Origin of the sequence: Salinisphaera sp. C84B14, assembly GCF_040361435.1 — a bacterium.
Classification (GTDB): Bacteria; Pseudomonadota; Gammaproteobacteria; order Nevskiales; family Salinisphaeraceae; genus Salinisphaera.
Genome location: NZ_APNL01000013.1, coordinates 91,762 through 104,222, shown reverse-complemented (window position 1 = coordinate 104,222; position 12,461 = coordinate 91,762). Strand labels below are relative to the sequence as shown.

Genomic DNA, 12,461 nt, shown 5'->3' with positions numbered 1-12,461 from the left:
GTAATCCGGTCGGCGCCGCTGGCCACGCAAGGTGATCGCGAGGTATCGAAAACCGGCTGCCGGGCCGGTCTCGGAGCGGTTGCTATATTCATATTATGAATGGCGAATATTGAGCGCATTTACTGTTCGCATCGGGCGAACGACCTTAGAATGCGCTCCGTCAGCGGCCGATCGGCTCGATCCTCAGGTTGTTACCATCGGCTGCGCTCGCTTCTACTCGTCAATTGTTGAGGAATGAACATGTCACAGTATTCGAAGGACGTTGATGCGATCGCGTCGCTGCGCGACGCCCAGGGCAGCGCCTGGTCGGCCATCAATCCCGAGCACGCTGCGCGTATGCGCGCCCAGAACCGTTTCCATACGGGCCTGGATATCGCCAAGTACACCGCGAAGATCATGCGCGAAGACATGGCGGCCTACGATAAGGACAGCTCCAAGTACACCCAGTCGCTGGGTTGCTGGCACGGTTTCATCGGGCAGCAGAAAGCGATCTCGATCAAAAAGCATTTCGGCAGCCTGAAGCGCAACTATCTGTATCTGTCGGGCTGGATGGTCGCGGCCCTGCGTAGCGAATTCGGCCCGCTGCCGGATCAGTCCATGCACGAAAAGACCACCGTGCCGATGCTCATCGAAGAGCTCTACACGTTCCTCAAGCAGGCCGACGCCTGGGAGCTCAACCACTATTTCCGCGATCTGGAACAGGCCAAGGAAGCCGGCGACGACGCCGCGGCCAAGAAGGCTCAGGAAAAGATCGACAACTTCGAAACCCACGTGATTCCGATCATCGCCGATATCGATGCCGGTTTCGGTAACGAAGAGGCCACCTACCTGCTGGCCAAGAAGATGATCGAGGCGGGCGCCTGCGCCATCCAGATCGAAAACCAGGTCTCCGACGTCAAGCAGTGCGGTCATCAGGACGGCAAGGTCACCGTGCCGCATTCGCAGTTCCTGGCCAAGATCAACGCCGTGCGCTATGCGTTCCTCGAGCTGGGTGTGGACGACGGCATCATCGTCGCCCGTACCGACAGCCTGGGCGCGGGCCTGACCCAGCAGATCGCCGTCTCCAACGAGCCGGGCGACCTGGGCGACCAGTACAACAGCTTCATCGCCGGCGAAGAGATCAAGGACGCCTCGGAAATCAACCCGAACGACGTCGTGATCAAGCAGGGCGGCAAGCTCGTGCGTCTGCAGCGCCTGGCCTCGGGCCTGTTCGAGTTCCGCAAGGGCACCGGCGAAGACCGCGTGGTCATGGACTGTATCGCCAGCCTCAAGAACGGCGCCGATCTGCTCTGGATCGAGACCGAGAAGCCGCACGTCAAGCAGATTGGCGGCATGGTCGATCGTATCCGCAAGGAAGTGCCGGACGCCAAGCTGGTCTACAACAACAGCCCGTCGTTCAACTGGACGCTGAACTTCCGTCAGCAGGTGTACGACGCCTGGGCCGAGGAAGGCAAGGACCTGTCGGCCTACGACCGCGACAGCCTCATGGACGTCAAGTACGACGAAACCGAGCTGGGCAAGGTCGCCGACGAATGGACGCGTGATTTCCAGAAGGAAGGCTCGGCTAAGGCCGGTATCTTCCATCATCTGATCACGCTGCCGACCTACCACACGGCCGCACTGTCGACCGATCAGCTCGCCAAGGGCTACTTCGGCGATCTGGGCATGCTGGCCTACGTGGAAGGCGTGCAGCGCAAGGAAATCCGCGAAGGTATCGCCACCGTCAAGCATCAGGACATGGCCGGTTCCAACATCGGCGATGACCACAAGGAATTCTTCTCGCGTGAAAGCGCGCTGAAGGCCGGTGGCAAGGACAACACGATGAACCAGTTCGGCTAAACGCCGGCGGCATCGTGACATCGCGGGCTCGCCCGCGATCGTCCACTAAAAAAGCGGGGCTTCGGCCCCGCTTTTTTTATGCGCGTCTGGGATGGATCGTCTTTAGTCCAGGCAAGACAGACGAACCGCGCTCCCGGTTCAATTCGTAGCGGTACGGCTCGGTTCGGGATGTCTGCCGCGCCGACGCACCAGCGCACGGAAGAATACGGCGCCGAGCACAATCCCCAGCAGTCCGCCGATGGCGTGGGCGGCCACGAGCGCGACCAGGCAGATCAGCATCACCAGGGCGGCCGCCGCCAGCACCAGGCTGCGATTATCGGCGCTCGGACGAAGATAGAAATGGCGGAACACGGCACCGCTGACCCCGGTCAGAAAGGCGAGTCCGAACACCCCCGGTGCACCGAGCGGCTCGGCCGCCGACCAGCGCATCATCACCAGTACAGCGAATGCGACCAGACCGTACCCCAGACACACGACGAAGAAATCGAGTTCGCGGCGAAAATGGCTTGCACTGGCCTGATCGCCGTGGTCACGGCGGGTCTGGGATGCCTGCACCGCCTCCCGCATGAGCTGGCGTTCGCCGGCGTCGAAACGCGAGCCGTCGCCATCCGGGGCTTCGAGGTCGATTTTTTCGATCAGTGCTTGCAGGTCGTCGTCTAGTCGCATGGTCCCTCCGATGCAGTGATTGAATGGTCCGGTATTGGGTTGTGGAAGTTTACTGTCGCATGCCGGGCGCAAGCGCGCGTCGAACGCGACGCGGCGGTGGAGCGGCCTGCCGAGTCCGGTACGGACTCAGGTCAGGTGGCGAACGCGTCCCGCTGCATCCGTGCAGTGTGTATATGCGTACAGTAAAAAGACGATCTACTATCGACAGGTAAATGCCATGACCGATGACAACAAACCACAGGCCCAGCCGGACCACAGCAATACCGAAAAGGATCCGTCCAACTGGACGACCGGTAACGAAGCGATGACCGGCGCGCAGAAGTCCTATCTGCAGACGCTGTGCGAGGAAGCCAACGAAAGCTTTGACCCCAACCTGACCAAGGCCCAGGCGTCCGAGCGCATCGATCAACTACAGACGATCGCGAACCGCGGCGAATAGCGCCGACGAATCAGCGCGTTAGATCAGCGCTGGCGTTCCAGCCAGCGCCGGATCACGCCGACCACATAGGACTGCTGGGCCGCATTCAGAGCGGTGTTCTTCGGTAGTCGGTGCCATTTTTCCAGACAGCTGCGACAACAGGTGGCGGTGGCGTGCTGGGCGATGAATACCGGGTGGTTGCGCATGGGCGTCTGGCGGCCATCGTTTTTCGGTTGGGCCGGTGCCAGCCGCTCGGCAACAAACGTTTCGGCGTGGTCGAGCACGGTATCGAGCCCACGCCGTTCCAGGTAATTAAGTTCGCGCGCGCCAAGTCGGAAGCGACTACGAAAACGCGAACGGGCAAGCTGAGCGAACAGGTCGTCGGAGTCACGCATGCGCACAGGTTAAGGATGAATAAACGGGTGTGCGACCCGTCGGCCCCTGTCCTGGCAGCGTCTGCGCCATCGACTCGCCCGTGGCCTTGCATGGGCCCAGCCGCACCGCGCCGTCAACGCGGTAAGAAGTTGATGATGTTTCGGGTCGATGCCGGGCGTACGCGTGAGGCATACGTGCGGCGGTGGTCGGCCGTGAAGCCCTAGCAAACGGCCAACTGGCTCGGCTGTCTTGGCGCCGAACATATAGCTCGAGTTCAGGCCAGCGGCCGCAGCGGCTAGCCGGCTGACGGCCATCGCGCCTGGCGAGTGCCCCGGCTCGTTGGCACATCGCAGCCAAATCAATAACATTCGCTAATGTTGAAGTTTATCCGGAACGCGCCGATATCGTTGTGACGATAGTTCGGGGTTTTCAGACCCCTCGCAGCCGCGACCACGTGTGTGCGTGCCGCAATCCGGACCAGAGGCGGCGATGACGGATAACAATAACCCGCAACCCGCTGATCTCGGGCACCTGGTAGCGCTCGTGTCGGACTTTTACTGGCGCTGCGATCAGGCCGGTCGCTTCGTCGCGTTACAAGGCGCAGCGGTCGAGCGTGGAGATATCGATGTACAGGCGTGGCAGGGGCGTCTGCCGGCCGAGGTCGGCCTCGGCGTTGTCGACCGGGCCGGCTGGCCGCTGCCTGAACAGGCCGTAGCCGATGCCTCGGTGAGCTGGATACGGGCAGACGGTTCGATTCGGCACCTGAGCATCGCCGCGCAATGCGAACGGGACGAAAACGGGGTCGTTCGCGGTTGGCAGGGCCTGGCCCGCGATGTCACGCGGCAGCATCGCGGCTACCGCGAGCTCGAGCAGCTGCGCACGGCCATCGATGCCTCCCACGACATGATCTTCGTGGTCGATCGCGAGACCATGCGTTTTCTCTACGTTAACGATATTGCCTGCGAATTGACCGGCCACCCGCGGGAAACGTTCATGGCGTCGACTCCCGATCAGATGTTGGGCGTTGACCGGGGCATGCTCGAGGCCGAATACGACCGCGTCATCGCGGTCGGGCGGCTTACCGTCGAGGACCGCAGCCGGCTCGGCCGCGGCGGCTCCATGATCGTCGAGCGCCGGCGCTGTGCGCTGTTTGTCGAGGGGCGCTGGGTGATCGTGAGCATCGTGCACGATATTACCGATCGCAAGCTGGCCGAACAGGCACGCGATCGGCTCAGCCGGATGTATGCCACGCTCAGCGCCACGAACGAGGCGTTGCTGCGGGCCGATACGCCGGAGGAGCTGTATCAACAGGTGTGTGAGGCGGCCGTGGCCAACGACGACGTCGTGATCGCGGCCGTGCTGCGGGTCGACGCGGAGAAACAGGCGTTGTGCGTGGTGGGCGCGGCGAGTTCAATCTCGGCCGATGTTCGCGAGCTGATCATACCCCTGGACCCGCATAGCCGGCTGGGCGACGGGTTGGTTGCGCGGTGTTATCACAGTGCGCGTACCCAGGTCGCCGATGACTATGTCCACGACGGCCGGCTTCTGCCCTGGCGTCGCTTTGGCAGGCGCATGGGGTTGAAATCGGCCGCGGCTGTGCCGGTGATCAAGGCGGGCACGACCATCGGCGTGATGTTGTTTGTGGCCACACACAAGGGTGCTTATGGTCGGGACGGCGTCCGGCTGATCGAACGCATGGTCGCGAACGTGGTTTTCGCGCTGGAAAACCTCGAGCGCGAAGCCTGGCGTCGGGAAAGCGAAAAGCATATCGAATTTCTAGCCACCCACGATGCGTTGACCCGGTTGCCCAACCGAACCTTGTTCAACCAGTCGTTGACCATGGCGATCGCCGCCGAGCATCGCTTTGCCGTGCTCTTCATCGATCTGGACCGTTTCAAGTTCATCAACGATTCGCTGGGCCACGAGGCCGGTGACCAGCTGTTGCAGACGGTGGCCTCACGATTGCGTGCCTGTACATCGCCGACGAATATGGTGGCACGCCTGGGCGGCGATGAGTTCGTCGTACTCATAGAGCAGGACGAGCGCGCCGGCGCGCTCGAGGCGGTCGCCGACACGATCCTGGATACCATTCTGCAGCCCGTCTGTTTGAACGGCCACGACTACCGGGTCACGGCGAGTGTCGGCATCTCGATCTATCCGCAGGATGCCCGCGACGCATCGAGCCTTCTCAAACAGGCCGATATGGCCATGTACTGTGCCAAGGACGAGGGCAAGAACAACTATCAATTCTATGCCGCGGAGCTCGAGCATCGATCGCTGGTTCGCATGCGCCTGGAAAACAACCTGCGCTGTGCGCTGGAGAAAGACCAGTTCGAACTGGCTTATCAGGCCAAGATCAGCCTGGCGGACAGCCGGATCGTCGGCGTGGAGGCGTTGCTGCGGTGGCACTGCGAGGAATTGGGCACGGTGATGCCGGGTCAGTTCCTGCCGCTGGCCGAAGAGCTTGGGCTGATCGTGCCCATCGGTCGATGGGTACTGGAAACCGCCTGCGAACAGAACATGGCCTGGCAGCGCGCCGGCCTGCCGCCGGTTCCAATCGCCGTGAACATCTCGGCGGTCCAGCTCAGCGATCAGACCCTGGTTTCACATGTACGCGCTGTTCTCGAGCGCACCGGTATGGCGCCGAACCTGCTCGAGCTGGAAATTACCGAAACCGCGGTGATGCGGGATATCGCCAGAGCGCTCGCCCTGTTGGCGGAGATGAAGAAACTGGGCGTCATGATCGCGATCGACGATTTCGGCACTGGTTATTCGTCGCTGACCCAGCTGCGCGAATTGCCCGTCGATACGCTCAAAATCGATCGCTCATTCGTGAGCGAGCTGGCCACGAACCGGACCGATCAATCCATCGCCCGGGCGATCATCACCATGGGCAAGAACCTGAGCCTGAACGTGATTGCGGAGGGCGTGGAAACGGCAGAACAGGAAGCGTTCCTGCGGGCCGAGGCCTGCGACAGCATGCAGGGTTTTTATTTCAGCCGCCCGACCGCGGCGACGCTGTTCGCCGAGTTGCTCGGTGCGAGCACCACCGCACAGACCTCGGCGTCGGCGCGAATGCAGGCCCAGCCGGCCGTCGAAGGCGCAAAGCGAGTACGCAGCGGCTGAGGTCAGAGAGCCTTAAGTCGCCTGCACATGTGCCTGTGTAACGTCGTGCCATCGATTACACACGGCGCCAGCATGGATGCCGCGCTGCCCGTTATCTCGGCGCGTTTGCAGAGGCGTCATGCGCAGCCTCGACACACGGCGAGACCTGGTTTCGCCCGGCGCGTTTGGCGTCGTAAAGCGCCGCATCCGCGCGCGTGATGAGTTCGGCCAGGGGCTGATCGGCCAGACGCCCGGCAGCCGCGCCGATGCTCAGGGTCACGTGCGTGTGGCTTTGCACATGCGGCATTCGAAACGTCTCGATAGTGTGGCGCAGTCGTTCAGCGATCACTGCCGTGTCGGCCAGGGTGGTGTCGAACAGCAGGACCAGAAACTCTTCGCCGCCGTAGCGAACGGCCAGATCGTCGTCGTTACGCAGCTGGGCTGAAATCGCAGCGGCGATTCGCTTCAAACAGGCATCGCCGGCCGGATGTCCAAAGTGGTCGTTGTAGGCCTTGAAGTTGTCGACATCGAGCATGAGAACGCCAATGCTCGTGTTCGACAGGCGTCGATCGGCCTGCAGTCGGGCACTGCGCCGATCGAATTCATGCCGGTTGGCCAGTCCGGTCAACGGGTCATGGGTCGCCGCATGCTCGGAAATTTCGTATTCCAGGCGGTCATGCGTGCGGCGTAGAAAAGCGTACCGGGCATCGCGTTCCATGCGGTAATTGGCTACCAGGGTCACATAGCCCACACCGCTCACCAGCGACATACCGACCAGCAAGGTCGGGAAATCGGTATGCGCGGCGACCAGCACGCTGCAGTATCCGGCCACCAGGATGAGGGTGCTGACCAGGGCAAAACGAAACGGCGGCTTCTGATTGACGTTGGCATAGGTCAGGATGCCGGAAATGGCGTACTGATAATGCTCGGCGTTATCGACACCCCGGTTGAGATAGAAGATGAACAGCAGCTGGGCCGCCATCGCCAGCGGCATGCTGGCCGACAGGCATTCACGCACCCACAAACCGGGGCGCTGACGCACGACGAGGTCGGCGACAAGCAACAGCGGTGTGACTACGAGCAGGTGGCAGAACAGGGCGATTGCGAACGTGCTGGGCAACAGCAGGTAGTCGATCACCAGGAACAGGTTGTAGATGAGCAGCGATGGGACAATCGTGCTGCTCATCACGCGTGCGCGATATTCCCGGCGGTAGCTTTCGTAGGATCGCTCCAATACCGGCGGAAATCCCAGTCCGCCACTGCGATCGTTCAGGCAGCGCTCGATCAGCCGTCGATCGATCGCACCCGGCTTGGTTGTCGCGCGCGGCTGGGTCAAGGCAGAACCTGTGTGGTCTGGGCGAACGGGCCTTTTATCACGTTAGTCGGTTGCAATCAGCGGGCTCTACGAATGTAACCGCTCGCAAGGGCAGCCACGATCCGGCGGGCCCGTTGGCGTCCGAAAACTTGGCGCGCCGAGCATCCCTCTTTTGTTTTCAAAGACGTAGCCAATCTCCGGCCACGCCGGGGATGGCTTGAGCAGGCCCATTTTCAACCGGCCCGATCCCGTCGACCTCGTTTTGGTTCGATTACGTCGGATCCGCCACGATACCCTGCGCGCGCGCCATGGCATACGCGGTTTTTGGCCCCGTCCAGAGGGAAGGCAGCAGTACCAGCGATACCGGAATGGCGGTGATCACGATCAGCTGCTGCAACGCGCCGATCTGGCCGCTGCCCATGGTCAGGAGTACGCCGGCCATCACCGCCATGATGATGCCGCACAGCGCGCGCATGAGCGGGGCGGGCTCGTCATGGCCGGCTGCCACCACGGCAATGGCATAGCTCATGGAGTCGCCGGTCGTGGCGACGAAGATCGAGGTAAGCACCATGATCGCCAATGCCATGGCAGCGCCCCCCGGCAGCGCCTGGGCCACGGTGAGGGTAGCGACATCGAATTTGAAATCCGCCAGCGCATCGCTTAGATCGAACACGCCGCTCATCTGATAATGAATGCCCGATCCGCCCAGCAGGGTAAACCAGACCGTGGTCGCGATCGGGGCCAGAATGGCCACCGATATGATCATCTGCCGGATGGTGCGCCCGCGGGAAATACGTGCGACGAAAATCGCCATCAGCGGGCCGTAGCCGATGAACCAGGCAAAGAAGAAGATCGTCCACCATTTCATCCACCAGGCCGGTGCGGTCTGGGCGTTCATCGTGGCCATGGTCATGAACGAACTGATGTAGTCGCCGAAGGCCTGGCTATAGGCGTTGACCAGAAACAGCGTCGGCCCGAACACGAAGATGACGGCGGCGATGCCCAGCGCGAGAAATACGTTGAAGCGGCTCATCAGCTGAATGCCACGGTTAATGCCGGTGACCGCCGATGTCACATAGACCACGCCGAGTACGACCAGAATCGACAGCTGGCTGGGCAGGCCCTCGGCGAGACCGAAGATTTCATGCAGCCCGTAGCTGACCTGGGTGGCCAGAAAACCGATCGGCCCGACCGTGCCTGCGACCACGGCGATAATGCAGACCGCGTCGATCACGCTGCCGATGGGTCCATGGACGACACGCCGGCCGAGCACCGGCAGCAGCAGGCTGCGCGGGCGCAGGGGCTCGCCGTTGTCGTAATGGGCATGGGCGAGCACGATCGCAGTCAGCGACCCCAGCACCGCCCAGGCCAGAAACCCCCAGTGCATGAACGACTGCGCCAGAGCGTCGGATACTGCGGCGGCCGTGCCGGCCTCGCTATCGAACGCCGGCGGCGTGGTCAGAAAGTGATAGACGGGCTCGCCGGCCGCGAAGAACACGCCGCCGCCGGCCAGCAGCGTGCACATGATGATCGATAGCCACTTGAAGGTGCTCAGTTCCGGCGTATCGACCGCGCCGATGCGGGCCCGCGCGGCCGGTGTGCAGGCTACGCCCATACCGATGAAGAACGTGGCCAGAAGCAGCCATTCGAAATACGTGCCCAGCGAAGCCGCGGTCCAGGCAAAGCCGGTCGAAATGGCGTTCGCCACGCCGTCCAGATCGTAAAGGGACAGGCCGAGAAACACGGCCACGAAACCCAGGCTGAGAATCAGCGTGATCGGATCGCCCCAGCGCGATGCGTGCGCGGCGCCCGGCGCCGTTGATGATTGATTCATTGAGTCGATATATCGTTGTCAACATGTCCGCTATCGGCACGAGGCAGTATCGATTGACCCCACGGCATCACCGGGGGCGCTCGCCTACAGACTCCATGGCCGCATGGTGCGGTGCAAAATAATAACCGGCCACCCTACATCATTACCCGGCGTGGAAGCAGAGAAGGTCCCGGGCGATAACGCGGGTGTGCGAACGCAGGCGCCACGGTGAACGGCCGTGAGGCCATTGAAAGAAACGACGGACAGGGGCCAACGGTTATCTTTTGATGGCGTTTGAAAACATTCGAAGGCAGCTGGCGCAGTCGGCAGCTTTGGTGGCGGATTAACAGGTCTGCAAGCCCGTGCCTCAATCGTGGCGTGAGGGCGGCGTACGCAGCGCCTTGGTCCGCCCGCGTCGTGTCTTGTCATCCACGCGTTTGCGCTTGGCGCGGCGCGAGGGTTTCGTTGCCTTACGCCTGCGCGCTACCGCGGTGGCCCCAGCCACGATCGATTGCAGACGGGCGAGCGCATCCTCGCGGTTCTTGTCCTGGCTTCGAAACTGCTGTGCCTTGATGACGATCACGCCGTCGCGTGTGATACGGCGATCGCGGCGTTGCAGCAGTCGCTCCTTGTAGATATCGGGCAACGCAGACGCACGAATATCGAAGCGCAGGTGTACGGCCGTGGCCACCTTGTTGACGTTCTGCCCGCCGGCGCCGGAAGCACGTACGGCATGCCATTCGATATCCGAATCAGCGATCGTAACGCGGTTGGAAATCGTAAGGGCCATGCGATCTAGGACCTGTTAATGCGAATGAAATCGTCGCCCCGCGCCCTATCGTAAGACAAGGCGCGGTGCGCGTTGTATAGCAACGCAGCGATTGGCACGAGTGTTCACAGACCCTAGTCGAGTTCGAGGCGAACCTGGCCATAAGCCAGCAGCGAAAACAGAACCGTGCCGCCGAGCACGTTGCCGATCAGCGCCGGCAGCAGGCAGCCCCAGAGCGCATCGAAGATCGCGATTTCGCCGGCCAGCACCAGCAGGAATGCCTCCATCGAACCCACCACCACATGGGCGAAGCCGCCGATGGCGATGATATAGGTCGCGATCACGATTACGCCGATCTCGGAGCCGCGGGCATTGGGCAGCATCCACACCATGGCGGCAACGAAAAAGCCTGCCGGAATACCGTGCAGCAGCGTATCCAGCCAGTTCTTATCCAGCAGCGGCCGCGATACCTCGTGAAATGCGGCAAGCTGCTCGGGCGTGGCAAAACCCACCACATCGGTAAAGGTCGCCGCAACGAGCGTACCGCACATGTTGGCGATGAACACCACGCTCCATAGCCGCGCGATGCACGCCAGCGCTTCGCGGTTGGTGCGGGCCATGAGCGGCAGCACGGCGGTGATCGTGTTCTCGGTGAACAGCTGCATGCGCCCGAGCACCACCAGCACGAACCCTACGCAGTAACCGAACGCCGCCAGCGGTTCCCGCCAGGGGCTGTCAGGCAGGCTGGTTTGCAGCAGGCCCTCGGCGATTACCGATGTGGAAATCGCGATGCCGGCCGCCACGCCGGACCACCACAACGAGCCCATGGGCCGGGCCATTTCTTCTTCGCCGTCGCGGCGAATGGTCTGGTAGATCGCGCGGGCAGAAACGCGCGCGTTGGGAATGGGACGCGGCTGTGAATCGGGCATTGAATTGTGCGCAAGGCAATCGAGACGGCGGGCAAGACTATCAACCCGGCCTGACGATGGATAATTTTTCGGGCTGATGATGCGCGTGTGCGAACGTACGCGCGCCACGGCCGGCGGCCGCGAAGCCATTGAAAATAAAAACGCACAGCTGCCGACGTTTAGCCTTCGATGGCGATGGAAACAGCTGACGCAGGCAGCTGTCTTTATGCCGGGTTGGCCATGGTGGCCGAATGGGTGAGTACGGGACACGTGGCTACGTTAGCCGCTGTGGCCAACCCGGGCGCCACTTGTCTCGGGCCTGAGTCGACCCATGTTCTTGAATGACTATTCGACAAGAGAACGCGTTATGGCATTTATTGAAGTCGATCGCGAAAACGATGCGCCGGTAGAGCTGTATTACGAGGACGTGGGCAGCGGCAAGCCGGTGGTGCTCATCCACGGTTGGCCCTTGTCCGGGCGCTCCTGGGAGAACCAGGCGCCGGCGCTCGTCGACGCCGGCTATCGAGTCATCACCTACGATCGGCGCGGGTTCGGCAAATCGTCGCAGCCGTTCGGCGGTTACGACTACGACACGCTCGCCCGCGATCTGAACAGGCTGGTCGAGCATCTGGACCTGTCCGACATGACGCTGGTCGGCTTCTCCATGGGCGGTGGCGAAGTCGCCCGCTATATCGGTACCTATGGCAGCGATCGCGTGGCCAAGGCCGTACTCGCCGCCGCGGTGCCGCCTTATCTCTACAAGGCCGACGATAATCCCGACGGTGGTCTGGACGATGCCACCATCGCCGACTTCGAGAACGGGGTTAAGAGCGACCGGCCGGCCTTCTTCGAAGACTTCTCCGGCAACTTCTTCTCCACCGAACAGGGCGGTCTGCTCGTGAGCGACGCCAATCGCCAGTATCACCGGAATATCGCCTGGTTCGCCTCGCCCAAGGGCACACTGGACTGCATCGCCGCATTCGGACGCACGGATTTTCGCGACGATTTGGCGAAATTCGATGTGCCCACGCTGATCATCCACGGCGATTCGGACGGCATCGTGCCGTTCGAAGTCAGCGGCAAGCGTTCGGTGGACGCCATCGCCGACAGTTCGCTGAAGCTCATCGAAGGCGGCCCGCACGGCATCAACGCCACGCACGCCGACGAGTTCAACGAAGCGCTCATCGGCTTCCTCGCCTAGAGCGCAGAACGCAGAGCGCAACAAACGGGGCCGGTCGTCGGCCCCGTTTTCG

At 62.2% G+C, this 12,461-nt stretch carries 10 protein-coding genes; 4 read left to right on the top strand and 6 right to left on the bottom strand.

The window, feature by feature from the left end:
• Positions 1 to 240 precede the first annotated feature (240 nt).
• A complete protein-coding gene (locus C84B14_RS12460; protein ID WP_348765450.1) occupies positions 241 to 1,839 on the top strand; it encodes an isocitrate lyase in 1,599 nt (532 codons plus the stop codon).
• A gap of 138 nt (positions 1,840 to 1,977) precedes the next feature.
• On the opposite strand, the gene C84B14_RS12455 is transcribed toward C84B14_RS12460, so the two are convergent.
• On the bottom strand, positions 1,978 to 2,505 hold the full coding sequence (locus C84B14_RS12455) for a hypothetical protein (protein WP_353224512.1): 528 nt from the start codon (positions 2,503 to 2,505) through the stop codon (positions 1,978 to 1,980).
• A gap of 217 nt (positions 2,506 to 2,722) precedes the next feature.
• Between C84B14_RS12455 and C84B14_RS12450 the strand changes: the two genes are divergently transcribed.
• A complete protein-coding gene (locus C84B14_RS12450) occupies positions 2,723 to 2,944 on the top strand; it encodes a DUF3072 domain-containing protein (RefSeq protein ID WP_353224510.1) in 222 nt (73 codons plus the stop codon).
• Between the two features lie 23 nt (positions 2,945 to 2,967).
• On the opposite strand, the gene C84B14_RS12445 is transcribed toward C84B14_RS12450, so the two are convergent.
• Positions 2,968 to 3,318 carry a DUF4186 domain-containing protein gene (locus tag C84B14_RS12445; RefSeq protein WP_353224508.1) on the bottom strand — a complete coding sequence of 117 codons (351 nt, stop codon included), beginning with the start codon at positions 3,316 to 3,318 and terminating at the stop codon, positions 2,968 to 2,970.
• Positions 3,319 to 3,787: 469 nt separating this feature from the next.
• Between C84B14_RS12445 and C84B14_RS12440 the strand changes: the two genes are divergently transcribed.
• Positions 3,788 to 6,424 (top strand): sensor domain-containing protein, encoded by a 2,637-nt coding sequence (locus C84B14_RS12440; protein ID WP_353224506.1) that lies wholly within the window; start codon positions 3,788 to 3,790, stop codon positions 6,422 to 6,424.
• A 91-nt stretch (positions 6,425 to 6,515) separates the two neighbouring features.
• Here the strand turns inward: C84B14_RS12440 and C84B14_RS12435 are convergent, their stop codons facing one another.
• The 4 genes from C84B14_RS12435 to C84B14_RS12420 all read right to left on the bottom strand — a co-directional run bounded on the left by C84B14_RS12435 (position 6,516) and on the right by C84B14_RS12420 (position 11,229).
• A complete protein-coding gene (locus tag C84B14_RS12435; protein WP_353224504.1) occupies positions 6,516 to 7,739 on the bottom strand; it encodes a GGDEF domain-containing protein in 1,224 nt (407 codons plus the stop codon).
• Between the two features lie 250 nt (positions 7,740 to 7,989).
• Positions 7,990 to 9,552, bottom strand: a complete 1,563-nt coding sequence (locus tag C84B14_RS12430; RefSeq protein ID WP_353224502.1) for a BCCT family transporter — start codon at positions 9,550 to 9,552, stop codon at positions 7,990 to 7,992.
• 346 nt (positions 9,553 to 9,898) lie between these two features.
• Positions 9,899 to 10,321 carry an alternative ribosome rescue aminoacyl-tRNA hydrolase ArfB gene (gene arfB, locus C84B14_RS12425; RefSeq protein WP_348765457.1) on the bottom strand — a complete coding sequence of 141 codons (423 nt, stop codon included), beginning with the start codon at positions 10,319 to 10,321 and terminating at the stop codon, positions 9,899 to 9,901.
• A gap of 113 nt (positions 10,322 to 10,434) precedes the next feature.
• A complete protein-coding gene (locus tag C84B14_RS12420) occupies positions 10,435 to 11,229 on the bottom strand; it encodes a formate/nitrite transporter family protein (protein WP_353224499.1) in 795 nt (264 codons plus the stop codon).
• Between the two features lie 346 nt (positions 11,230 to 11,575).
• On the opposite strand from C84B14_RS12420, the gene C84B14_RS12415 reads away from it, so the two are divergent.
• Entirely contained in the window at positions 11,576 to 12,409 is an 834-nt protein-coding gene (locus tag C84B14_RS12415) for an alpha/beta fold hydrolase (RefSeq protein ID WP_353224497.1), read from the top strand.
• Positions 12,410 to 12,461: the final 52 nt, after the last annotated feature.